The 22,866-nt window shown below is 67.2% G+C and carries 21 protein-coding genes and 1 pseudogene; 12 read left to right on the top strand and 10 right to left on the bottom strand.

Annotation, left to right across the window (positions count from 1 at the left end; genetic code table 11):
- Positions 1-523, top strand: a pseudogene (locus EV643_RS42715) (hypothetical protein); the annotation flags it as partial.
- 208 nt (positions 524-731) lie between these two features.
- Here EV643_RS42715 and EV643_RS42710 read toward each other — a convergent pair.
- From EV643_RS42710 to EV643_RS42700, 3 genes are all read right to left on the bottom strand, one after another.
- On the bottom strand, positions 732-1,043 hold the full coding sequence (locus tag EV643_RS42710) for a hypothetical protein (RefSeq protein WP_133805956.1): 312 nt from the start codon (positions 1,041-1,043) through the stop codon (positions 732-734).
- Positions 1,040-1,234, bottom strand: coding sequence for a hypothetical protein (locus EV643_RS42705; protein ID WP_133805955.1), 195 nt, complete (start codon positions 1,232-1,234; stop codon positions 1,040-1,042). Before EV643_RS42705 ends, EV643_RS42710 begins: the two co-directional genes overlap by 4 nt.
- 360 nt (positions 1,235-1,594) lie before the next feature.
- The gene (locus tag EV643_RS42700; protein WP_133805954.1) at positions 1,595-2,977 is read right to left on the bottom strand and encodes an MFS transporter; all 1,383 of its coding nucleotides are present in this window, start codon (positions 2,975-2,977) and stop codon (positions 1,595-1,597) included.
- 69 nt (positions 2,978-3,046) lie between these two features.
- Here EV643_RS42700 and EV643_RS42695 point away from each other — a divergent pair, with 69 nt between their 5' ends.
- Entirely contained in the window at positions 3,047-3,466 is a 420-nt protein-coding gene (locus tag EV643_RS42695) for a winged helix-turn-helix transcriptional regulator (protein WP_133805953.1), read from the top strand.
- Here the strand turns inward: EV643_RS42695 and EV643_RS42690 are convergent.
- A complete protein-coding gene (locus EV643_RS42690; protein WP_166665798.1) occupies positions 3,458-4,663 on the bottom strand; it encodes an MFS transporter in 1,206 nt (401 codons plus the stop codon). The two genes, EV643_RS42695 and EV643_RS42690, sit on opposite strands and share 9 nt — an antisense overlap.
- Before the next feature lie 68 nt (positions 4,664-4,731).
- On the opposite strand from EV643_RS42690, the gene EV643_RS42685 reads away from it, so the two are divergent.
- Together EV643_RS42685 and EV643_RS42680 are read left to right on the top strand one after the other, a co-directional pair.
- Positions 4,732-5,148 carry a helix-turn-helix domain-containing protein gene (locus tag EV643_RS42685; RefSeq protein WP_166665797.1) on the top strand — a complete coding sequence of 139 codons (417 nt, stop codon included), beginning with the start codon at positions 4,732-4,734 and terminating at the stop codon, positions 5,146-5,148.
- Between the two features lie 10 nt (positions 5,149-5,158).
- Positions 5,159-5,935 carry a GNAT family N-acetyltransferase gene (locus EV643_RS42680; protein WP_133805950.1) on the top strand — a complete coding sequence of 259 codons (777 nt, stop codon included), beginning with the start codon at positions 5,159-5,161 and terminating at the stop codon, positions 5,933-5,935.
- Positions 5,936-6,001: 66 nt separating this feature from the next.
- On the opposite strand, the gene EV643_RS42675 is transcribed toward EV643_RS42680, so the two are convergent.
- The 3 genes from EV643_RS42675 to EV643_RS42665 all read right to left on the bottom strand — a co-directional run bounded on the left by EV643_RS42675 (position 6,002) and on the right by EV643_RS42665 (position 10,855).
- Entirely contained in the window at positions 6,002-8,491 is a 2,490-nt protein-coding gene (locus EV643_RS42675; RefSeq protein WP_133805949.1) for a Tex family protein, read from the bottom strand.
- A 180-nt stretch (positions 8,492-8,671) separates the two neighbouring features.
- Positions 8,672-10,168, bottom strand: coding sequence for a DHA2 family efflux MFS transporter permease subunit (locus EV643_RS42670; RefSeq protein ID WP_133805948.1), 1,497 nt, complete (start codon positions 10,166-10,168; stop codon positions 8,672-8,674).
- Positions 10,169-10,225: 57 nt separating this feature from the next.
- A complete protein-coding gene (locus tag EV643_RS42665; protein WP_133805947.1) occupies positions 10,226-10,855 on the bottom strand; it encodes a YesL family protein in 630 nt (209 codons plus the stop codon).
- Between the two features lie 85 nt (positions 10,856-10,940).
- On the opposite strand from EV643_RS42665, the gene EV643_RS42660 reads away from it, so the two are divergent.
- The 5 genes from EV643_RS42660 to EV643_RS42640 all read left to right on the top strand — a co-directional run bounded on the left by EV643_RS42660 (position 10,941) and on the right by EV643_RS42640 (position 16,689).
- Positions 10,941-12,017 (top strand): LacI family DNA-binding transcriptional regulator, encoded by a 1,077-nt coding sequence (locus EV643_RS42660; protein WP_133805946.1) that lies wholly within the window; start codon positions 10,941-10,943, stop codon positions 12,015-12,017.
- A 169-nt stretch (positions 12,018-12,186) separates the two neighbouring features.
- Complete coding sequence (locus tag EV643_RS42655) at positions 12,187-13,461, top strand: extracellular solute-binding protein (RefSeq protein WP_133805945.1); 1,275 nt, start codon at positions 12,187-12,189, stop codon at positions 13,459-13,461.
- Positions 13,458-14,405: a carbohydrate ABC transporter permease gene (locus tag EV643_RS42650; protein WP_133805944.1), complete on the top strand. Its 948-nt coding sequence runs from the start codon at positions 13,458-13,460 to the stop codon at positions 14,403-14,405. Before EV643_RS42655 ends, EV643_RS42650 begins: the two co-directional genes overlap by 4 nt.
- Complete coding sequence (locus EV643_RS42645) at positions 14,398-15,309, top strand: carbohydrate ABC transporter permease (protein ID WP_133805943.1); 912 nt, start codon at positions 14,398-14,400, stop codon at positions 15,307-15,309. Before EV643_RS42650 ends, EV643_RS42645 begins: the two co-directional genes overlap by 8 nt.
- A gap of 564 nt (positions 15,310-15,873) precedes the next feature.
- A complete protein-coding gene (locus tag EV643_RS42640) occupies positions 15,874-16,689 on the top strand; it encodes a nitroreductase/quinone reductase family protein (RefSeq protein WP_133805942.1) in 816 nt (271 codons plus the stop codon).
- A gap of 11 nt (positions 16,690-16,700) precedes the next feature.
- On the opposite strand, the gene EV643_RS42635 is transcribed toward EV643_RS42640, so the two are convergent.
- Together EV643_RS42635 and EV643_RS42630 are read right to left on the bottom strand one after the other, a co-directional pair.
- Positions 16,701-17,558, bottom strand: a complete 858-nt coding sequence (locus EV643_RS42635) for an alpha/beta fold hydrolase (protein WP_133805941.1) — start codon at positions 17,556-17,558, stop codon at positions 16,701-16,703.
- Between the two features lie 42 nt (positions 17,559-17,600).
- A complete protein-coding gene (locus EV643_RS42630; protein WP_133805940.1) occupies positions 17,601-18,704 on the bottom strand; it encodes a CapA family protein in 1,104 nt (367 codons plus the stop codon).
- A gap of 51 nt (positions 18,705-18,755) precedes the next feature.
- Here EV643_RS42630 and EV643_RS42625 point away from each other — a divergent pair, with 51 nt between their 5' ends.
- The 3 genes from EV643_RS42625 to EV643_RS42615 all read left to right on the top strand — a co-directional run bounded on the left by EV643_RS42625 (position 18,756) and on the right by EV643_RS42615 (position 22,279).
- Positions 18,756-20,360, top strand: a complete 1,605-nt coding sequence (locus EV643_RS42625; protein ID WP_133805939.1) for a LuxR C-terminal-related transcriptional regulator — start codon at positions 18,756-18,758, stop codon at positions 20,358-20,360.
- A gap of 86 nt (positions 20,361-20,446) precedes the next feature.
- Positions 20,447-21,262, top strand: a complete 816-nt coding sequence (locus tag EV643_RS42620; protein WP_166665796.1) for a class I SAM-dependent methyltransferase — start codon at positions 20,447-20,449, stop codon at positions 21,260-21,262.
- 69 nt (positions 21,263-21,331) lie between these two features.
- Entirely contained in the window at positions 21,332-22,279 is a 948-nt protein-coding gene (locus EV643_RS42615) for an aldo/keto reductase (protein ID WP_133805937.1), read from the top strand.
- A 5-nt stretch (positions 22,280-22,284) separates the two neighbouring features.
- On the opposite strand, the gene EV643_RS42610 is transcribed toward EV643_RS42615, so the two are convergent.
- Positions 22,285-22,866, bottom strand: a 582-nt coding sequence (locus EV643_RS42610) for a hypothetical protein (RefSeq protein WP_238166201.1), incomplete at its 5' end; no start/stop codon positions are given.

The raw sequence follows: 22,866 nt of genomic DNA, 5'->3' as shown, positions 1-22,866 counted from the left end.
ACATCGCCCAACGCCTACGACATCACGCCCGAGACCCCGAAACCATCCTCAACCTGCTCCTGACCTGCTGAAACACGACTATGCCGGGGCCCTGGTCGCGGAGTACAGACGGTGCAAGAACGGGCTGGCGAACCGGGGCAAGGACGACGGACCGCCCGGGTACTACGGGATGACGTGGGACATCTACCTGAAGCATCATCCGAACCCGGTTCCGGCGGTCGCGCCACCACCGCCGCCGAACACCACGATCTCGCTCGGCGCGATGGAGTACGCGCGCACGCACGACTCGATGAGCGGGGTCTGGGGAGCGGACCGGGCCCAGGTGCTCGCCTGGGCGGCGCATCCGAAGGTGGCGGCGATCAGCAAGGCCGAGACCCGGCCGCCCGCGGGTGTGCCGTGGCACCTGCACTTCCAGCAGATGACGAAGAAGATCCAGAAACGCTTCCAGTTGCCGGTCACCGGGGTGTTCAACGCCGCGACGGCCGCGGTGATGAAGCGGTACGGCTACACCATCATTGCCTAGCGCAACTACTCGCGGGTGAAAATCCGGCGGGTGGCCGAACGGACGTAGTACGAAACACCAGAACAAACGACAAGGCCCCACCGGTAGCAGCCGGTGGGGCCTTGATAAGTCCACTACCACCCGGGCATTCCCGGTGCAGCTGTGGAGGTGGAGAGCGGAACCGGCGCCGATGCAGGGGTCAAGACGCCAGCTCCGCTTGCCTGAGGGGTTAACGCGTTCCGGCCGCCCAGATGCCGGCCTGGTGGAATTCCAGTTGCCCGTGCAGCCTCGACGGTCCGACCGCGCCGAGGTGCTGCATCGTCGGTACTACGACCGCCCGCACGTCCGTCCGCTTCACTTCGTCCAGCAGGGCGTGGAAAGCGGCGGATTCGGCGGCGTCGCGTTCGGTGTAGACGGTGCCGAGAGTGAAGCCCTCCGCGCTGGCGAACGCGACCAGCGAATCGGTCGCCGCGGCCAGTTCCTCCGCGCAACTGAGCGCGTCGGCGCGAACGTAGCCGAGCAACGTCGGGCGGGTGGTCATCGCACTCGCCCCGGAGTGGTTGCCGTCAGCACCGGCTCGTTGGTGACCCGGAGGGAGGCGAACCGCCGCCGCATGGCCTCTTCGTACTGGGCGGCCTGGTCGAGCGCGGAGGTGTGGTCCGCGATCGGGTGAGTGCCGAACCAGACCCGCACGCGACGCTGCTCTGCGGGGTTCGACGGCGACTCGGTCATGATGTTCCTTCGGATCTGGCGTACTCACGGGTTGTTAAGAAAAGAACACCCCAAAAGCCAGGGTCCGGGAATAGACCGGGAAGGACCTTAACAGAGGCCTTACGCTGCCTCCGTTCCAACGGTGAAACCGCTGGTCAGAGGGCTATGGGAACGGTTCCGGCCAAGGCCTGTCCAAAGGTGCTGTCAAGATTGTTTACCGGGATTTGCCGATAACGATTCGGTCCTCGAGTTCTTTCGACAGAAGTCGAATAGTCGGACGTCCTGGTAACCGTTGGCAATGGTGCGGGCACACACTGATTCCGAACGCCCCGGCAGGTGGATCGACACGCCGGTCGACCCACCTGCGCGGAAGGTTTTCCTTCAGGCCATGGCCGGTTTGCCCCGACGACCCGGGATGGTCGCGAGCAACCCGAGCCCTGCCGCGACCAGGGGAACCACGAGCGCAGTACGGAACCCGTCGAGCGTCAGTTCATCCGCGGCGGCGAGCACGGCCGCCACCACCGCGAGCCCGAGTGCCGAGCCGAACTGGAACGACGTCGTCAGTACGCCGCTCGCCAGTCCTTGCTCCTCCTCGGCCACGCCATCGGTCGCCGCGATCGTCAGCGGGCCGTACGCCAAGGAGAACGCCAGGCCGAGCAGGATCAATGTCGGCAGCATCGCGACGTACGCCCAGTCCGCTCCGATCGGCAGGAACAACGCGTACGCCGCCGCGGCGAGCATGAATCCCCCGAAGATCACCGGGCCGTTGCCGAAACGGTTCACCAGTCGCGGGGTCAGCGTCGGAGCCAGTACCGAGTCGATCCCGATCACCATCAACGCGAGCCCCGTCTCCAGTTCGGACCAGTGCCGCAGTTCCTGCAGATAGAGCACGGTGACGAACTGGAAGCCGACGAACGACCCGACCAGCAGGATCGCCCCGACGTTCGCCCGGACCAGGGGGAGGTTGCGCAGAATCCCCAGCCGGACAAGGGGTGCGGCCACGCGGCGCTCGATCGCAACGAACAACCCGAGCAGCAGGACTCCGGCGATCAACGTGGTGATCGTCTGCCCCGATCGCACGTCCGGCGCGCGGACGACAGTCGCCACCAGGAGCAACATTGCCCCGGTCAAGGTGAGTGCCCCGGCGAGGTCGAACCCGTGCTCCCGGCGGCCCGGGCGTTTTTCCCGCGGAAGGAGTGTCACAGCGCCGACGAGTAGCAGTGCGGCGAGGACCACTGGCGCGAAGAACACCCAGCGCCAGTCGATCGAGGTGAGCAGCCCGCCGACGACCATGCCGAGGGAGAACCCGGCTGCCGCGGTACCGGCGTACACGAGCAGGGCTTTGGTGCGTTGCGGTCCCTCGGGGTAGGTGGTGGTGATGATGGACAGGCCGGCCGGGGTCATGAAGGCGGCGGCGATCCCGGTGACGAAGCGGGCCAGGATCAGCACCCAGCCCTCGGTCGCGAACCCACCGAGACCGGAGAAGAGCAGGAAGACGGCCAGCCAGCCGACGAACATCCGGCGCCGGCCGAGCAGGTCCGCGGCCCGGCCGCCGAGCAGGACGAAGCCGCCGTAGCTGAGCACGTAGGCGCTGACCACCCACTGCAGTTCGCTGGTGGACAGGCCGAGTTCGGCCCGGATCGAGGGCAGCGCGACGCCCATCATCGAGACGTCGATGCCCTCCAGGAAGATCGCGCCGCAGAGGACGAACAGAACGGCCCAGGCTCGTCCGGTGAGACGGTCCTGGGCAACGGTCGATGACATAGGTGGTTCCTCATCGTTGGGTCGGTTATCTCTTGTAACTGAACCCATCGTGAGGAACCATGGGGAATTGTGGAAGAAGGCACTTCAAAGGAACCGAGTCACTCCTGCTGCACCGAGGACGCGTTCCAGTGGGACACCCGCGAGGACTGCGACGTCCGGCAGATCCTGGACCGGATCGGTGACAAGTGGTCCCTGCTGGTCATCGCGCTGCTCGACAACCGGTGCATGCGGTTCACCGAGCTGAAGAAGACCATCGACGGCATCAGCCAGCGCATGCTCACCGTCACCCTGCGCCAGCTCGAACGCGACGGCCTGGTCAGCCGCACCGTCCACCCCGTCGTCCCGCCCCGCGTCGACTACGAGCTCACCCCACTCGGTGTCACCCTGCACGACACCATCCAGTCCCTCGTCACCTGGACCGAAACCCACCAGCAGGAGATCGCCACCGCCCGAGCCCGCTACGACACCCGCGAAACCGAATCAGTCTGATCTCGTGGCTGGGCGAGTGATCTGCGCCGGATGCCCTGGTATGGCGAGGAGCGTCGCGGGCGTTGCCAGTACGGCGAACGCGGCCAGCATGTTGAGCGCCAGGGGTAGGCCGGCGACGGTGGTCAGAAGTGGTGCTGTGAGAGCCCCGAGGATGATGGTCAGGGAGTCGACTGCGAAGAAGAGGGCGCCGACTCGGGCCAGGACGTGGTGTGGGGTGACGCGCTGGATGGTGGTCTCGGTGGTGATCAGGAGGATGCTGCCGGGGATCCCGACGAGCGCTGCGGCGGCGATCACCCAGGGGACGTTCGGGGCGTTGACGAGGGCGAAGAATGCGGCCGCCGTCGCGAGTTGGGTGATGGCCAGCAGGTCGCGGATTCCCAACCAGGTCAGGGCTTTCGTGCTGATGGCCGCGCCGATAAGGTAGCCGGCGCCGAGTCCGGAGATCAGGTAACCGACGGTGTAGCCGGGCGCGTGTAAGCGGTTCACCACTAGTGGGACGAGCAGCGCGGTCAGGCCGGCGTTGGCGGTGAGGAAGACGCCGTTGCCGATCAGCAGACCGCGAAGTACTTTGCTCCGACCGGCGTACCGGAATCCTTCGAGCGGGCGCTGGGGTTCCTGCGTTTGGAGCCATGGCCGGACGCGGATCGCGGAGATGATTGCCGCCGACAACAAGTAGCTGACGATGTCGGTGATCAGGACGAACTCGATGCCTGGTCCGGCGAGTAGCAGGGCGCCGAGAGGTGGTGCGGCGAGCCGGATCACGCTGCCGGAGATGGCCGAAAGTGCATTGGCCGCCGCAAGGTCGTTGCCCGTGCCAACCACCGTCGGGAGGAGAGCTCTGGAGGCGGGACGGAAGACGGTGGTCGCGAGGTTCTCGATGAGAATGGCGACGTAGACGATCCAGACCTCGTGCGCGGTGTCGGCGAACAGGATCAGCGCGACCGCGCCGGCGCTGACCAGGTCGGCCAGCCACATCGCGCGGGACAGCTCCCAGCGGTCGAGCAACACCCCGGCCCATGGCCCGATCGTCAACGCCGGAAGGGCTTCCAGGGCCAGCGCGAAGCCGGTCGCGACCGTCGATCCGGTCAGCTGGAAGACGTGGAACGGGATCGCCACCACGAGCAGCCAGGACCCGATCCCGGAGATCGCGCTGCTTGTCCACAGCAACCGGAAGTCGCGGATCCGTAGTATCCTCACGCTCGCCGAAGCTATCTCACCAGAAGAATTCTTGGCAAGAGTGTTCTATGGAGATAAGCTCGGGTGGTATGGAGCTGGGTGCGGAACTACGCGAGCGGCGCAAGGCGGCCGGCCGGACGATCGCGTCGGTGGCGGTGGACGCGGGGCTGTCCGTCCCGTACATCGCCAATCTGGAGAACGGCCGCGGCAACCCGACCGTCTCCGCCCTCGAGCGCCTGACGGCCGCCCTCGGCGCGCGACTCCAGCTCTCCATCGTCGGCGACGAGCAGGTGGTCGAACCTCGCAGCGACCTTGCCGCGTTGATTGCTGAGTCGCCCCGTGCGAAGTCGGTCGTCCACCGCCTGGCCGGCAACGGTCGCAGCCGGCGAGCCGTAGAAGCCCAACTCCTCGCCACCCTCGACTCCCTGGCGACCCTCCTCCACTCACCCCCCACCGACGCAGACCTCAACCGCCTCCTCGACCTCGTCCTACTGGCAACGGACTAGGGTTCGCGCTGTGGAGATCGCCGTGCGGATCGCGTCCGCTCACTTGCAAGGTCGGATCCGTTCCCGGCGCCAGATCGTTGCCGGGCCGCTGGTTGGACTGTTGCACGAGCGGGACGTCTGGTACCTCTCGGGCGCGGTGGCCGCCGAGCCGGGTGCATCGTTCGACCCGGAAGAACTGCCGTGGGCACTGGAGACGATCCGCCAGGCCTTCGCCGCTGAGGGTCGGTGGCTGAGTGCCGAGCTGATCGACGAAGCGAGCCCCGGTCTCGCCGAGGCCCTGGTCGCGAACGGCATGATCATCCGCTCCCGTCCGCCCCTGCTCGTCGTCGAACCGGATGACCTGCTTGTGCCGGACCTGCCGACCGGGGTCACGGCCTCGGTGGTCGAGTCGTCGGCGGAGCAGGCCGCGGCGAATGCCGTCGCAGCCGACGCGTACGAGGACCCCGATGCCGCCAATCCCTTCCAGCCGAACCCGGCTGACGGAGGCAATGTGCTGATCCGGCTGGACGGCGTACCGGTGGCGACCGCGGCGTGGACCGCAGTGGCGGACGGGGTGACCGAGGTCGTCGGTGTCGGTACCCTGCACAGCCACCAGCGGCGCGGATTCGGTGCGCTCGCGACCGCCTTTGCGACCCAGCAGGCGTTCGAACGCGGCGGTGCGACCCTGGCCTGGTTGACTCCGGGCGACGACGGCGCCGACCGCGTCTACCGCCGAATCGGCTACGCACCAAAGGCAACAGCCGTCCACCTGGGCGACCCCGGCGGCCACCTGGCAGACCTGCGGTAGACCTCCGCAGACGAGAACCGACCGGCACCCAGAGCTGGGTACCGGTCGGTTGATGGTCCTGTTGGGTCAGCGGACGGTGAAGCCGGCTCGGCGGAAGGCGTCGGCGAGGGAACCTTCGTCCATGGGGGTGTCCGGCTTCGAGTCGCCCCGGCCCTGACCGCCCTGTCCGCGACCGCCCGATCCGCCGCGACCACCCTGACCACCGCCGGGACCACGACCGCCCTGACCACCAGGCCCGCGACCCCCTTGACCGCCGCCAGACCCACGACCGCCCTGACCGCCGCCCTGCCCGCCGCCCGCGTTGCCGCCGGGACCACGGCCGCCTCGGTTCTGGCCGCGGCCTTCGCCTGAGCGGCCGCCGGAGGTCGGCGCACCGGGTTCGTCGTCCAGCCGCAACGTGAGGGAGATGCGCTGGCGCGGGATGTCGACCTCGAGGACCTTGACCTTGACGATGTCGCCCGGCTTGACCACCTCGCGCGGGTCCTTGACGTAGTTCTTCGACAGCGCGGAGACGTGCGCGAGCCCGTCCTGGTGCACGCCGATGTCGATGAACGCGCCGAACGCGGCCACGTTGGTGACCTGCCCCTCCAGCTTCATCCCCGGCTTCAGGTCGGCGATCTTGTCGACACCCTCGGCGAAGGTCGCGGTCTTGAACGCCGGCCGCGGGTCCCGCCCGGGCTTGTCCAGTTCGGCCAGGATGTCGGTCACGGTCGGCAGCCCGAAGGTGTCGTCGACGAACTCCGCCGCCTTCAGAGACTTGAGCGCCGAGGTGTTCCCGATCAGCGCCTTCAGGTCGGACCCGGTCTTGTCCAGCATCCGCCGTACCACCGGATAGGCCTCCGGGTGCACGCTGGACGAGTCGAGCGGGTCGTCGCCGTCGGGGATCCGGAGGAAGCCGGCCGCCTGCTCGAACGCCTTCGGGCCGAGCCGCGGCACCTCCTTCAACGACGTCCGCGACTTGAAGGGCCCGTTCTGGTCACGGTGCTGGACGATGTTGTCCGCCAGACCCGGCGTGATCCCCGAGACCCTGGTGAGCAAGGGCGCCGAGGCCGTGTTCAGGTCGACGCCGACCGCGTTCACACAGTCCTCGACCACCGCGTCGAGCGAGCGGGACAGCGAGTTCTCCGGCAGGTCGTGCTGGTACTGCCCGACGCCGATCGACTTCGGGTCGATCTTCACCAACTCGGCCAGCGGGTCTTGCAACCGGCGCGCGATCGATACCGCACCACGCAGCGACACGTCCATCCCTGGCAGTTCCTGCGAGGCGAAGGCCGACGCCGAGTAGACCGACGCGCCTGCCTCGGACACGACCGCCTTGGTCAGCTTGAGCTCCGGGTGCTTGGCGATCAGCTCGGCGGCCAGCTTGTCGGTCTCGCGCGACGCCGTGCCGTTGCCGATGGCAATCAGCTCGACGTTGTGCGCGGCGGCCAGCTGGGCGAGCTGAGCGATCGACTTGTCCCACTGGTTCTGCGGGACATGCGGGTAGATCACCCCGGTCGCGACCACCTTGCCGGTCGCGTCCACCACGGCGACCTTCACGCCGGTCCGGAACCCCGGGTCGAGGCCCATCGTGGCGCGCGTCCCGGCCGGGGCGGCGAGCAGCAGGTCGCGCAGGTTCGCCGCGAACACCCGGACCGCCTCGTCCTCGGCGGTCTGCCGCAGCCGCATCCGCAGGTCGATCCCGAGGTGCACCAGGATCTTCGTCCGCCAGGCCCACCGAACCGTCTCGACCAGCCACTTGTCGGCCGCGCGGCCCTGGTTCTCCACGCCGACCTTGCGCGCGATGGTGGTCTCGTACTCCGTCGGCCCGTCCGCTTCGGCACCGGCGGGCAGCGGCTCGACCGTCAGCGACAGCACGTCTTCCTTCTCGCCCCGGAACATCGCCAGGATGCGGTGCGACGGCATCTTGGTGAACGGCTCGTCGAAATCGAAGTAGTCCGAGAACTTCGCGCCGTCGGTCTCCTTGCCCTCGCGCACCGCCGACGCCAGCCGGCCCTGGGTCCAGAGCCGCTCGCGTAGCTCGCCGATCAGGTCCGCGTCCTCGGCGAACCGCTCGACCAGGATCGAGCGAGCCCCGTCCAGCGCGGCCTGCGGATCGGCCACCCCCAGCTCGGGGTTGACGAACACCGCGGCTGCCGCGAACGGCTCGACGTCCGGATCTGAGAGCAGTCCGTCAGCCAGCGGCTCCAGGCCGGCCTCGCGGGCGATCATCGCCTTGGTCCGCCGCTTCGGCTTGAACGGCAGGTAGATGTCCTCCAGCCGCGACTTGGTCTCCGCCGCGAGGATGGCCGCCTTCAGGGCGTCGTCCAGTTTGCCCTGGCTCTCGATCGAGTCGAGCACGGTCTGCCGGCGTTCCTCCAGCTCGCGCAGGTACCGCAACCGCTCCTCGAGCGTGCGCAGTTGCGCGTCGTCGAGCATGCCGGTGACCTCTTTGCGGTACCGCGCGATGAACGGCACCGTCGAGCCCTCGTCCAGCAGCCCGACGGCTGCCCGGACCTGCCCCTCGCCGACTTCGAGCTCAGCTGCGATCCGCTGCTCGATCGACTGCAAAACCACTGGCCGTGTCCCCTCGTCGTCCAACTGACCGGAGCATTCTGCCGCTCCCCGTCACGGCCCTCATCCTCTCCTATCCCCAGGCCCCCCGACGACCCCAGCCCCCCGCCCTGTGGACAAACCTCTGAACCCACAAGTACTGCGGAACTCCGGGCGCCCGGAGTTCCGCAGTACAAGGGCTGGTCAGGCGGCGTCGAGCGCGAGCTCGTCCCCTTCCTCAACCTCAACCTCAGCCGCAGCCGAAGGGCGCGGCCGCATCACGGTGCAGGCGATGACTACGGCGGCGGCGACGATGACGCCGGCGATTGCGAAGGAGAGGTGGAAGCCGTCGGTCAGGGCGTCCAGGGCGGGCTTGCCGGCAGCCGCCAGGGCTTCGGTCCGGGTGGCGGACAGGGTCGCCAGGACCGCCAGGCCGAGTGCGGCGCCGACCTCGGCCGTAGTACCGATCAGGCCGGAGGCCAGGCCCGCGTCCTCGGGCTTCACGTCGGCCATCGACAGGCCCATCAGCGCCGGGAAGCAGATCCCGGCACCCAGGCCGAGCAGCACCAGCACCGGCAGCACGTGTACGACGTACTGGCCGCCGACCGGGGCTTGGGTGAACAGGGCCAGGCCAATCGTGATCAGCACCAGACCGGCGACCAGCGGACGGTGCGGACCGAACCGCATCACCAGCTTCTCCGAGTACCGCACCGACAGCAGCCCCATCACCAGCGTGGTGGGCAGGAACGCCAGCCCGATCTCCAGGGCGTCGTACCCGAGCACGCGCTGCAGGTAGAGCGAGCCGAGGAAGAAGATGCCGAACATGCCCGATGCGGACAGTGCCTGGATCAGGTTCGCGCCGGTCAGGTTGCGCGAGCGGAAGATGCGCAGCGGCATCAACGGGTTCGAGGCGGTCGCCTGGCGGACGATGAAGCAGGCCAGCAGAGTCAGGCTCAGCAGCCCTAGGGCGATCGTGCGGGGAGCGGTCCAGCCCAGCTCGGCGGCCGGGCTGACGATGGTGAACACGCCGACCATCAGCGCCGCGGTGATCAGGACAGCACCCGGTACGTCGGTACCGCGGCCCATCCCCAGGCCCTTGTCCTTGTCGATCAGCTTGATCGCCAGGACAGCGGTCAGGATGCCGATCGGCAGGTTGATGAAGAAGATCCAGTGCCAGTTGATCGCCTGGGTCAGTACGCCGCCCGCGAGCAGGCCGATCGAGCCGCCGGCCGAGGCGACGAACGCGTAGACGCCGATCGCCTTCGCCTGCTCCCGCGGTTCGGGGAACAGCGTGACGATCATGCCCAGGATCACGGCCGAGGTCAGCGCGCCGCCGACGCCTTGCAGGAAGCGGGCCGCGACCAGTACCTCCTGCGATCCCGCCAGCCCGCACAGCACCGAGGCGACGGTGAAGACGGTCAGGCCGGCCACGAAGATGTTCCGGCGGCCGAGCAGGTCGCCGAGCCGGCCGGCCAGCAGGAGCAGGCCGCCGAAGGCGATCAGGTAGGCGTTCACCACCCAGGCCAGCGAGGAACTGGTGAATCCCAGGTCGTCCTGGATCGCGGGCAGCGCCACGTTCACCACGGTCACGTCGAGCACGATCATCAACATGCCCGCACAGAGTGTGTAGAGCGCCAGCCAGCGCGAGCGGCCGCCCTGCGCGGCCGGCGAAGTCGCCAGGGTCTCGGTCGTCGCGTGCATCCGGGTTCTCCTTCTGATCCGTAGGTTGCTTTCACCTACACGTCGGATCAGAAGTCGTCAGATTGACACGTCCCCCGAATTTTTCTTCGGACGGTCTGTCGTGGTGCGGGAGATCCAGTACGCGAGCAGCGCCGGGACCAGGCCGGAACCGATCACGAAGACGGTGGGCAGCCGCCCGACCAGCAGGAACCAGGTGAGCAGGCCGACCACGCCGCCCGCGACCGCGAGGGACCGGCGCAGCAGGAACAGATTGGCCGCGCGGAACAAGCTGCGTGGCGTCGTCTCGTCGGTGCAGTCGGGGAGCACGGCGAGCGCGCTGAGGTAGAGGCCGATGACCATTCCGCTCAGCGGGACCAGGACCGCCAGCGCGAAGATCCGGACCGGCCCGTCCGTCGAGGCCCAGAACAGCAGACCGAAGGCGAGCGCCACGGCCCCGGCGTACAGGCCGAGGCCGATCAGCCAGAAGCGGCCGAATGCCCACTTGAACTCGTTCCAGAACCGCCGCAGCAGGGCCGGGTGCTCCTGGCCGATCGCGTACGGCAGGGTCCGCTGCAGCGCGAACGCGGCCGGGAAGAGCGTCACCACACCCACGCTCAGCACCAGGAACACCAGTTGCAGCATGAGCAGGTCGCCCACCATCGACAGCTTCGCCATCACGACGTTCGTCCGGCTGGTTTCCTCACTCACCGTGTACTCCTTCTGGTCCTCACGGCCCCTCGATGATCGTATGATCACAAACAATCACCCGTAGATCATCCAGGGGACCGACCACATGCTTGCACCGGAGCGCCACGAGCTGATCCTGCGGAGCCTGCGCCGCCACGGCCGGCTCCGGGTGGCCGAGCTGGCCGCCGAGCTGGGCGTTTCCGCGATCACAGTACGCCGCGACCTCGCCGAACTGGATTCCGCCGGACTGCTGCGCCGGGTCCACGGGGGAGCGGTCGGCGCCAGCTCCAGTCCCACCGCGTCCCCGGGCAGCCAGCTGACCATCGGGATCGTGGTCCCGAGCGCCACCCACTACTACACCGACGTGATCCGCGGCGCCGAGGCGATGGCCGACCGGTACGGCGCCCGCCTGGTGCTCGGGGTCTCCGGGTACGACGTCGACGTGGAGCGGGAACGGCTCGACCGGATCCTCGGCCTCGGTGTGGCCGGGTTCCTGGTCAGCACCGCACTCGGCGACGGCCGCGCCGCCGATCTCGGGGGTCAGCTGGACGCGATCGACGTACCTGTCGTCCTGATGGAACGGGCCTTCGGATTCCCGCACGTCGCGCACGAGTTCGACCACGTCCGCACCGATCACGCGTACGGCGCGATGCTGGCGCTGCGCTATCTCGTATCGCTCGGGCACACCCAGATCGGGGTCAACCTGAACAACAGCGTCACGGCGTACTGGCTCCGCCGCGGCCTCACCGAGGCGGCCGAGAACCTGGACGTGGACCTCTTCGTCTCCCCGGTCGAGCTGCCCGCACGCGGCGAGGACCCGGTCACGCTCGCCCAACTCGACGCCTTCCTCGCCGAGTGCGAGTCGCACGGCGCCCGCGCGGTCCTGGTGCACTCAGACGAACACGCCGCCCGCCTGATCGAGCGCGCCATGGAACGCGGCCTCCAGGTCCCCCGCGACCTGTCCGTCATCGCCTACAACGACGTGACCGCCGCCCTCGCCGTCGTCCCCCTCACCGCGGTCTGCCCACCCAAGTTCACCCTCGGCCAAACCGCCTGCGAACTCCTCATCCACAAACTCCAATCACCCCCCGCCCCCACCCAGCACCTGAGCCTCCTCCCAGAACTCCGCATCCGAGAGTCCTGCGCCCCCAACACGAGCGTCCTGCAGTCCAAGGGGGCGTGAGGGCGGACCGCGTGGTGGAACTTTGATCGTTTGGGTTCCGCGGGTGATCGAATTTGATCATTCGAGCGCTGAGGTATTGACGAGGAAAGGGCTTTCCCATACTTTCGGCTGCACTCGGTGGTCCGGTCGTCACATTCGGCCGGAGTACACGGCAGCGAAGGAGTCCCCTGTGAGACGTGGTGCAGGACTGGTGGTGCTCGTCGCGGCGATCGGCCTGGTGGCGAGCGCCTGTGGCAACGGGGTGATCGACAAGAGTACGGACGGTGTCCCGCCGGCCGAGGCGACCGGGACGTTGCGGGTGCTGCTCCCGTCGTTCCCGGCCAGTACGAAGGGCCGCGAGGCGTTCGAGAAGGTCGTCGAGGACTTCCACAAAACCTACCCGAAGATGAAGGTCGAGCCCGACTTCGCGACGTACAACAACCTGAACGAGAAGATGTCCACCTCGATCGCGGCCGGCATCCCGTACGACGTGATGGTGACCGGTGTCGGATGGGTCCAGCCGTTCGCGTCGAAGCGGATCTTCACCGACCTGGCGGCGTACGGCGTGACGCCCGACGTGATCCGGGAGAAGAGCATCGCGGCGATGATCCAGCCGGCCACGTACGACGGCAAGCTGTACGCCTATCCGCTGGTCGCCGACGCCCGTGCGGTCGCGCTGAGGGTGAGCGCGTTCAAGGAGGCCGGCCTCGATCCGGACAACCCGCCGACCTCGCTCGAAGAGCTCAAGGTGGCGGCCGAGAAGCTGACCAAGCGGGACGCCAACGGGACCATCACCCGCAGCGGGATGGACCTCGCCTCGCCGACCGGGTTCCGGCAGTCGTTCACCACCTTCCTGGCCTCGACCGGTACGCCGCTGTACGTCGACGGCGAGCCGAACTTCGACAACGAGAAGGGCCTGGAGACGCTGAACTGGATCAAGTCGATGATCAACAACGTCCAGCCGTACGGCCAGCAGAACGCCGCCCAGCAACCGCTCGTGCTGACCGGTGAGGCCGCGATGGGCATCGTCGGCGGTGCGGTCGACTGTACGGACAAGGGCATCGGCCAGGCCAACTGCGACGATCTGAAGTTCTTCCGGTTCGACAGCGGCAAGGAGATCGAGTACGTCGGCGGCGACCTCGCCTCGATCGGGTCGCGCAGCCGGCACAAGGACGCGGCCTGGGCCTTCATCCAGTCGCTCACCCAGCCGACCACGCTGGACGAGATCGCCAAGCTGAACAAGAAACTCCCGGCGTACAAGGACGCGGCCAACTCCCCGCAGGCGAAGTCGAACCCGTTGAGCAAGTTCGTCGCCGAGGGTCTGCCGCACGCGATCAACGAGAACAGCCCGCCGTCCAACTGGCTCGAGATGCGCGGCAACTTCGACATCCAGCTCACCCAGGCGGTCCTCGGTCAGAAGGATCCCGCCAAGGTGCTGGCCAACCTGGCAGGACAATCCCGATGAGCGCCACCGTAGAAGAACGTCCAACGCCCGCTCTCACCGAGCCCCGCAAGGTCGCCCCGGCCAAGGACAGCCGCAAGCTGATCCGCAGCCAGGTCCGGGCCGGCTGGTTGTTCCTGGCGCCCGCTTTGTTGCACTCCGGGATCTTCATCGTGATCCCTGTGGTGGCGGCGATCGTGCTCAGCTTCACCGACTACAGCTTCGGCGACTCGTGGTCCTGGATCGGATTCGCCAACTACAGCGAGCTTTTCCAGGACGTCGACTTCCGCGCCGCCCTGGCCAACACCCTTCTGTACGCCGTCGTCGTGGTGCCGTTGTCGATGGCGATCTCGCTCGCGGTGGCGATCGGGCTGAACCAGAAGATCAAGGCGATCGGGTTCTTCCGGACCGCGTTCTACCTGCCCACCGTCACCGCGACGGTCGCGATCGCCACCATCTGGTTGTGGATCTACAACCCGGGATCCGGGCTGGCGAACGGGTTCCTCAGCCTGTTCGGATTCGCACCCGGCCGCTGGCTTTCGGACCCGTCGACCGCGCTGCCGTCGTTGATGGTGGTCGGCATCTGGCAAGGGCTCGGGACGAAGATCATCATCTACCTGGCCGCGTTGCAGGGCGTCTCCCGCGACCTGATGGAATCGGCCTCCCTGGACGGCGCGAACCGGTGGCAGCGGTTCGTCAACGTCACCTGGCCGGCGCTCGGACCGGTGCAGTTCTTCGTCCTGGTCACGTCGATCGTCGGTACGTTCCAGGTGTTCGACCTGGTCTATGTGATGACCCGCGGCGGGCCCGGCACCGAGACCCACGTCCTCGTACTGGACATCTATCAGAACGCGTTCCAGGCCCTGCGACTCGGCTTCGCGTCCGCCGAGACCGTGATCATGATGCTCGTGATCGCGATCTTCATCGGCCTCGGACGCCTGCTCCAGAAGGCGGATGTCAATGACTAGCGCAACAGTCCCGGCAACTTCGGTGCAAAGCGCGGCGAAGCCGGAAGGGATCCGGATCGGCCGGATCCTGCTGTACGTCGGGCTCAGCATCGGCGCGATCCTGATGATCACGCCGTTCCTGTGGATGGTGCTGACGGCGTTCAAGAACGACCTGGAGATCATGAAGTTCTCCTGGTTGCCGAGCGAACTGCGCTGGCGGAACTTCGTCGAGGCGATGCAGACGGCGCCGTTCCTCCGGTACTTCCGCAACAGCCTGTTCATCGCCGTCGGCGAGACCGCCTTCACCCTGGCGGTCTGTACGACGGCCGGGTACGCGCTGGCGAAACTCCCGATCCGCGGGTCGAAGGCGCTGCTCAGCTACTTCATCCTGCTGCTGCTCGTCCCGTTCCAGATCATCCTGGTGCCGCTGTTCCTGATCGTGAAGTCGATCCCGCTGTTCGGCGGCAACAACATCCTCGGCCAGGGCGGAATCGGCTGGCTGAACTCGTGGTGGGGCCTGATCATCCCGCTCGGGGCGGCGCCGTTGTTCACCTTCCTGGCAAGGCAGTTCTACGTGTCGATCCCGACCGAGCTGGCTCAGGCGGCCCGGGTCGACGGGCTCGGTGAGTTCGGCATCTTCTGGCGGATCATGACGCCGCTGGTCAAACCGGCGCTGATCACCATCTGCGTGTTCCAGATCGAGGCCGCCTGGAACGGTTTCCTCTGGCCGCTGATGATCACCACGTCGGATTCGCTGCGACCACTTCAGCTGGGGCTGGCGATCTTCGCGCAGAACCCGGCCGAAGTGCAGTGGCCGTATTTGATGGCCGGTACGACGCTGGCGACGTTGCCGATGATCGTGATGTTCGTGTTCGCCCAGAAGCGCTTCGTCGAGGGCATGGCCCACGTCGGGATCAAGGGCTGATCCTCATTGCAGGTGCTCGCCCCGCCCCGGGCGAGCACCTGCTGAGGCCCCCCACATTCGGTGGTCCCGAAGAAGCACCGGAGCGACCACTAAGCCCCCCAGCCTGGCCGCTCGATCCCTTTATCGTCACAACGTCAGCCCCGTTACAGGTTTTCTGAACTTTTTCGCGGGATTCCCGGACAATTTATGCCAAGACCTTGCATTTCCCATGAAAATCTCGCTCCCCGACGCAGGCCGACTACGCTGGGTAGCATTCTCGGCTGAGGTGGGCGCGGGACCACTCGGGTGACGAGGCTGTCGAGGTCGCCCTGGGATTGCGGTAGGGTCTACGCCGTGACTGCCGGGTCGGCCTCGAGCCAAGTACGAGTTGGGTTCCCGGCTGCGTTCTGAGCGGGATGAGGGCCTGTCGAGGCCCTCCGCTTTCTTCCGTCGCGTGATGACTGCCGCGTCGCTCCTCTTTTCCTGAATTACTGCGTCGTGCGCGCTCTCGTGCGCCCGGCGGATATCCCTCCCGCGTTTCCGCGCGGGCACTTCGTCATGCCCATATCCACAAGAAAGTAGCGAATGCTGAACGATTTCACCGCACAGATCATCCAGGAGTTCCGCGCCAATGCCGGCCGCGTCGGCGGTCCATTCGACGGCGCTCGGTTGCTCCTGCTCACCACCACCGGCGCCCGCTCCGGCCGCCCGCACACGGCAGTGCTCGGCTACTACCCCGACTCGGCCGACCGCGTCCTCATCGTCGGCTCGGCAGGCGGCGGCCCGAAGCACCCCGACTGGTACCACAACCTCGTCGCGAACCCCCGCGTCACTGTCGAGACCGGCGTCTTCACCTACGAGGCCGAGGCCTCCGTACTACGCGACGTGGAGCGCGACGAGATCTTCGCGCGTTTGGTCGAAGCGGATCCCGGCTGGGACGACTACCAGAGCCGGACCACCCGAACCATCCCCGTCGTAGCCCTCACCCACGTTGCCGGCGGACCCCCGAACGGGTCCTCCTTCGGCGAGGCGCTGCGCAATATCCACGACAACTTCCGCCGCGAACTCGCCCTGGTCCGCAAGGAAGCCGCCTCAGCCGGCCCGAAGCTCGGTGCCCAACTCCGCATCAACTGCCTGACCCTCTGCCAAGGCCTCCACTATCACCACACCGCCGAAAGCAAAGGCCTCTTCCCCTCGCTCCTCGAGCAGCACCCGGACCTGGCCCCCACCATCGCCGCCCTCCAGGCCGACCACGACAAGATCGCCCTCCTCCTGGACGACCTCCAACAACTCGTCTCCGCCCCCGACCCCTCCACCCTCCTCCCCCAAATCGACACCCTGATCGACCAGCTCAACCACCACCTGGACGAAGAAGAAGCCAAACTCATCCCGCTCATGTGAGCCTTCGTGTTTCAGCGCCCCTGGTCGGCCCAGAAGCCCGTGATGGTTGTGACGAAGGGTTCTGGGGCGTCTAGCCAGGGGAAGTGGCTGGTGTTGGGCTGGACTACGAGGTGGGCGTTCGGGAAGAGGGTGGCGAACTCGGCGGCCGCGGTGGGCGGCGTACCCCAGTCAAGCTCGCCGGCGATCAGCAGCACTGGCGCATCGACCTTCGCCAGTGCTGCCCGGATCGCCGGCGGGTCGAACGCGCCGTCCGCGTAGTAGATCGCGGCGGCCGCGTTGTTCCGCTGACTCGCCTCGGCGGCCAGATGCGCTCGCGCCACGTCATCCCATCGCCCATAAGCCATCGGTGCAACGGCGTTCCAGTGTGACTCCTGCCCTCGTCCGGCCGCGATCTCCTCGAACGCCGCGGCCGCTGCCTCATGCCACGGCTCGCCCTTGCGCAACGCCAAGATCTCCCGCCGCGTATCCGCCTGTACGTCGATCCCGACCGGCCGTGGGCTCGGCGTGATCAACGCCAGCGACCCGACCCGCTCCGGATACGTCGCCGCATACGCAACCACCAGACTGGCGCCCGCCGAATGCCCGAGCAGGTTCATCCGTTCCAGCCCGAGCTGCTCCCGCAACGCCTCCACATCCGCGACCTGCCGATCACACCGGTACGACGCTTCGCCGGCCGGCGCTCCTGACCCACCCGTGCCCCGCAGATCCAGCATCACCAGCGGCCGATGCGCGTCCAGCCCACCCAGATCCCCGAGATACACACTCGCCTGCATCGGCCCACCCGGCACACAGACCACCGGATCCAGCTTCCCTTCCCCGACGACTCGATAACTCAGCTCAACCCCGTCTGTGGCAGCAAAAGTAGGCATCCCCAGATGCTGTCACCGAGCGCTCCACCCCGACACTTCTTTTCACAGGATGCAGACGAGCAGGCCGTCCTGGTCGAGCGTGATCCGCGTGCCATGGCTGCGGCTGATCCGGTCGAGGGTCTGGCCCAACCACGCGCAGTCCTCCGGATCGGCCGGCCGCAATCGCATCCGGTGCGCCTGCATCGGGATCATCCGCAGCGCTGTCAGTCGACCGGATGACTCCATGGTCGCGAGGTACAGCAGGCGGAGGTCATCGCGGTACTCCGCGAAGCCCGTGATGCCCTCGTAGTCGTCGATCAGATCGCCGCAGCCGTAGAGGACGAGCCGGTCGCGGTACACCTCGATCGGCCGCGGATGATGCGAGGAGTGCCCGTAGACCACATCAACTCCGCCGTCGATCAGCCGGTGGGCGAAACGAACCTGGCGCCGCGGAATCGCGTAACCCCAGTTGGACCCCCAGTGCACTGACACGACGACGAGGTCGCCCGGCTGCTTGAACCGTGACACCTGCTCGGTGACCTCGTCGGCGGTGCGGTCGGACAAGTCAGGGAGCAGCGCGATACCTGGTCTGGATTCGGTCGCGCCCCAGCCCTCTGGTACGCCGCTGGACGTCGAGCCGAAGGCGAATACGACCACCCTGCTCGATGCGGTCGGCACCATCACCGGTCGGGCGGCCTCGGTCGCGTTCACGCCGGCGCCGACGACTGGAACACCCGCCCGTCGCAGTACCTCCAGCGTCTCTTTGAGCCCATCGACGCCGAAGTCGAGGACGTGGTTGTTGGCGATCGAACACACCTCCGGGTTGACCGCCATCAGCGCCGGCACGTTGCCAGGACTCATCCGGTAGTGAACCCCTTTGCCTGGTGCAGCGGCGCCGGCGGCCGTCACGCTGGTCTCCAGATTCACCAGCCGTGCGTCGGGCGCGAAGTGGTCGAGCAACGCCAGCGCATCGCCCCACGGCCACGCGAAGTCCACTGGCCAAGGGATCGGGCCGCTCGCGCTCTCGGCGAGCTCCACGTACATGCGGGCGTCCTGGATCCCTCGTTCCCACAGCCTGGGATCGCCCGGGTGCGGAAGGATCTGGTCGACACCGCGGCCAAGCATCACGTCGCCACCCAGGAACAGCGTCACCGCGCCGCTGGGCACATCTCCAGCCTAGTGTCCGTGTCGGAACACGAGGCGGGTTACGGTGGCCAAGTGGCCGAGTCACAGTCGCTCGACGAGGCCGTGATCGCCGGCCAGGCCGCGCTTTCGCGGGGTGACTGGCTGGCCGCCCGGTCCGAGTTCGAGCGGTCGCTGCGGCAGTTCGAATCACCCGAGGCGTTCGAGGGGCTGAGCTGGGCCGTCTGGTGGCTCGAGGATGTACCGCGATGCCTGGACTCGCGGGAGCAGGCGTACCGGCTGTACCGACGACGCGATGATGCCAGGAGTGCGGCCAGGATGGCGTTGTGGCTCGGCGACGACCACAACGAGTTCCGTGGCGCCACGGCTGTCGCCGACGGCTGGTTCCACCGGGCCACTCGTCTTCTCGACGGACTGGAACCGGGGCCGGAGCACGGCTGGCTGACCGTGTTCGACGCTCACGCCGCGCTCGCTCGTCACGACACCGCGTCCGCCCGGCGACTCGCAGTACAGGCTCGTGAAGCTGGTCGTCGGCATGGTGCCGTCGACCTGGAGATGTTCGGCCTCGCGACCGAGGGGTTGGCGCTGGTGGCCGAGGGGTTGGTCGACCAGGGCATGCGGTATCTCGACGAGGCGACGGCTGCCGCGTTGGCCGGCGAGTACGAGAATCTCGCGCCGGCCGCTTGGACGTGCTGCCGGCTGATCTCGGCCTGCGAGGAGGTCCGCGACTACGTCCGTGGTACCCAGTGGTGCCGGCAGGTCGACGAGTTCAGCCGGCGGATGAACATCCGGTTCGTCACCGGGGTCTGCCGGGCGCATTACGCCGCGATCCTCACCTGGCATGGCGATTTCGCCGAGGCCGAACGCGAGCTCACCCGTGCCCGCGACGATCTGACGGAGAACCGTCCGTACTGGCGGGCCGAGGCCGTCGTACGACTGGGCGAGCTCCGGCGGCGGCAGGGGCGGTTGGCCGAGGCGGAGGAGTTGTTCGGCCAGGCCCCCGGACATCCGCTGGCTCGGCGTGGGATGGCCGAAGTGAGTCTGGAACGAGGTGATCCCGGGGCCGCACGTGACCTGCTCAACCGCGTCCTTCGGCGTATTCCGACGACCAACCCGGTGAGTCGTGCGGGACCGCTCGAACTTCTCGTCCGGGCGGAGGTGGCGTTGGGTGCGTACGAGTCCGCGGCGGGGCATCTCGAGGAGTTCTGCTCGATCGCCGGAACCGTTCGGACCCAGCCGCTGCAGGCTTCCGCGCGAGTTGTCGAAGGTCTGCATGCCGCCGCAACCGGGCGATCCGCGCTGGCGTGCGAGTGCTTCCAGGACGCGATCGAGATGTTCGAAGGGTGCCAAGCGCCGCTCGAGGCAGGACACGCGCGGCTCGAACTGGCCCGCGTCCTGGAGACACTCGGCCGCGTTGATGAAGCCCGCCGAGAAGCCGGTATCGCGCTGCGGTGCTTGGCGGACCTTGGCGTCACTGCCCGACAGCACGATGTGCTCACCGCGAGACAGGTCGAAGTACTGCGACTCGTGGCGGACGGCCTTGGGGACAAGGAGATCGCGGCGCGCCTGGTCGTCAGCGAGCACACCGTGCATCGGCACATCGCCAACATCTACATCCGGCTCGGCTGCTCGACCCGCGCGGCCGCCGTCGCCGGAGCCACCCGTCTCGGCCTGTTCTGAATGGCCTGACTAGGCCATTCGTGCGCTTGCTTGGTTGGCCTTCCCAGGCGAAGCGGATGTCGGCGTCGGCGGTCGATGCTCGATCCATGGAGCAACTGGTGGAGTACAAGGAGAGCGCCCGCATCACCTGGGCGACTGGTGACTACGACGCGATGATGCGTCAAGAGGGCCTGTACGAAGTCGGACCACATCTGGTACGACGCATCGGTGTCACCGCCACCGACAACGTGCTCGACATCGCTTGTGGGACAGGCAATGCGACCATCCCCGCGGCCCAGACCGGCGCGACTGTCACCGGACTGGACCTGACCCCCGAGATGCTCGACACGGCTCGTGGACGGGCCGACGCGGCGGGTGTCCAGGTCGAGTGGTTGGAGGGCGACGCCGAGGAGTTGCCGTTTGCCGACCAGCGCTTCGACGTGGTGCTCTCGACCTTCGGCGCCATGTTCGCTCCGCGGCACGAGGTCGTCGCCGACGAGATCGCCCGCGTCCTTCGCCCGGGCGGCCGCATGGGCCTGTGTACGTGGACTCCCGAGGGCTCGATCGGCGAGTTCTTCCGCATCGTCGGCGGCTGTCTGCCACCACTCCCGGAGTACGTCGATCCGCCGCTGCTGTGGGGCGACGAGGACCACGTACGCGAACTCTTCGAGGGCACCGGAATCGAACTCGAGTTCACCCGCGAGGTATCGAATCTCCACCACGATTCGGTGCAGAAAGCGATCGAGTGTTACGCGACGTGGTTCGGACCCGTCGTACTGGCTCGCCGGGCGCTCGAGTCGGACGGGCGATGGTCTGCTCTGCGCGACGAGTTGATCGAGTTGTTCGAACGACACAACACTTCGGGCGGTACGAGGGTCGTCTTTCCCGCGCAGTACCTGGTGATCCAGGGACGACGGTCGTGAGTGGCATCATGGACGTGGATGCGTCGATGAGCTGAGGTGGCCGGGATGGCCGAGCCGGGTGGACTTTCGATGACCCTGGGGCAGACGGACCTTCGCGTGTCGCGGCTCGGGATCGGGGCGATGGTTTGGGGTGAGATGTCGGCCGCGCCGCGGTTCAATCCGGCTCGCAACGTCTACGGTCCGACCGGCAGCGCGGAGGACCAGCTCGCGGCGCTTGAGGTGAGCCTGGCCGCCGGGGTCAACTTCGTCGACACCGCGGCGATGTACGGCAAAGGGGCTTCGGAGCGCCGAGTGGGTGAGCTGACCGACGGCAAGGACGTCGTCGTCGCGACCAAGTTCCCGTTCGGGTTCTTCTCCCGTGCGAGCAGTCTGCCGGCAACGCTGGAGGACAGCCTGGCACGGCTGCGGCGGACGAGAATCGACCTGTATCAGATCCACTTCCCGTCCAGGTGGATGTCCATCCCGACGCTGATGAACCTGATGGCGGACGCCGTCGACGAGGGCAAGATCCGGGCCGTTGGCGTGAGCAACTACAGCGCTTCGCAGATGCGCATTGCCCACATCGAACTCACGCGGCGAGGGCTGGCGCTCACCTCCAACCAGGTCCAGTATTCGTTGCTGCACCGCAACCCCGAGACCGACGGCGTACTCGACACCTGCCGCGAACTGGGCGCCACCCTCATCGCATACATGCCACTGGCCTCGGGCGCGCTCACCGGCAAGTACACGGCCACCTCGCGACCGGCTGGATGGCGGCGCTACAACTCGACTTTCCGCGGCAAGAGCCTGGTGGATGTCACCCGACTGGTCGACCTACTCGGCGAGATCGGCACCCGGCACGTCCGCAGTCCCAGCCAGGTCGCCTTGCGCTGGCTGATCCAGCAGGACGGCGTACTCCCCATCCCCGGCGCCAAGAACGCAACGCAAGCCGCCCAAAACGCCGCAGCCCTCACCTTCACCCTGACCAACGACGAGGTAGCCGCCCTAACCGAAGCAACCAACCCGACCAGGTCATAGCCCGGTCAGCGCTGCTCTGGGGCGATGCCGATCATAGTGAGCTCGTCTTCGGTGACCCGGGCGACCTCGCCATCGGCCAGACCCTCTGCCGTGCATGAAAGCTCCACTGGCCGCTCGTATACATAGATAGTGGTCTGAAGCCTGATCACGCCGCCGACCGAGAGTTCGACGCTGTCGAAATCAACACCGTAGGGCTCCTCATTACCGCCACCCAGCAAGCACTTGACCTTGCCAGTCCCACCCTGGACCACGTGGACTTGGGCAGCAATGAAATACCAGCCCGGCTCAACGGTAGTGAAGTCGACTGACTCGAGGATCTCGCGCACTCCGGCCTCGATATCGATCCCGCCTTCGCGTGGATCGTGACGGGCGAGATAGGCCGCCTGGCTGCCTGCCGGACCCGGTGGACCTGCTGGACCTGTTTGGTTCCAGCTGAATGCGGCTTCCTTGTTGCTGCACGTCTGTCCTGCCGCTGTGTCGATCACGCGCACTGAGGTTTTCTCACCGGGCATTGGTTGACTGCGCGGCGCTGTTGCCTGGAGCAACGTTGTGGTGAACAGGGGCGTGTCGTGCATGTGGCGTGGGGT

Origin of the sequence: Kribbella caucasensis, assembly GCF_004361855.1 — a bacterium.
In the GTDB taxonomy this organism is placed as follows: domain Bacteria; phylum Actinomycetota; class Actinomycetes; order Propionibacteriales; family Kribbellaceae; genus Kribbella; species Kribbella caucasensis.
The sequence above is the reverse complement of the archived record's forward strand: the minus strand, read 5'-3'. Positions and strand labels throughout refer to the sequence as shown.

Excerpts from the sequence above, each read along its gene's own strand:
- EV643_RS42660 (WP_133805946.1), top strand. The coding sequence starts at position 10,941 with ATGCTTGCACCGGAGCGCCACGAGCTGATCCTGCGGAGCCTGCGCCGC.
- EV643_RS42710 (WP_133805956.1), bottom strand. The coding sequence starts at position 1,043 with ATGACCACCCGCCCGACGTTGCTCGGCTACGTTCGCGCCGACGCGCTC.
- EV643_RS42640 (WP_133805942.1), top strand. The coding sequence starts at position 15,874 with ATGCTGAACGATTTCACCGCACAGATCATCCAGGAGTTCCGCGCCAAT.
- EV643_RS42615 (WP_133805937.1), top strand. The coding sequence starts at position 21,332 with ATGACCCTGGGGCAGACGGACCTTCGCGTGTCGCGGCTCGGGATCGGG.
- EV643_RS42635 (WP_133805941.1), bottom strand. The coding sequence starts at position 17,558 with ATGCCTACTTTTGCTGCCACAGACGGGGTTGAGCTGAGTTATCGAGTC.
- EV643_RS42645 (WP_133805943.1), top strand. The coding sequence starts at position 14,398 with ATGACTAGCGCAACAGTCCCGGCAACTTCGGTGCAAAGCGCGGCGAAG.
- EV643_RS42650 (WP_133805944.1), top strand. The coding sequence starts at position 13,458 with ATGAGCGCCACCGTAGAAGAACGTCCAACGCCCGCTCTCACCGAGCCC.
- EV643_RS42670 (WP_133805948.1), bottom strand. The coding sequence starts at position 10,168 with ATGCACGCGACGACCGAGACCCTGGCGACTTCGCCGGCCGCGCAGGGC.
- EV643_RS42705 (WP_133805955.1), bottom strand. The coding sequence starts at position 1,234 with ATGACCGAGTCGCCGTCGAACCCCGCAGAGCAGCGTCGCGTGCGGGTC.
- EV643_RS42685 (WP_166665797.1), top strand. The coding sequence starts at position 4,732 with ATGGAGCTGGGTGCGGAACTACGCGAGCGGCGCAAGGCGGCCGGCCGG.
- EV643_RS42620 (WP_166665796.1), top strand. The coding sequence starts at position 20,447 with ATGGAGCAACTGGTGGAGTACAAGGAGAGCGCCCGCATCACCTGGGCG.
- EV643_RS42700 (WP_133805954.1), bottom strand. The coding sequence starts at position 2,977 with ATGTCATCGACCGTTGCCCAGGACCGTCTCACCGGACGAGCCTGGGCC.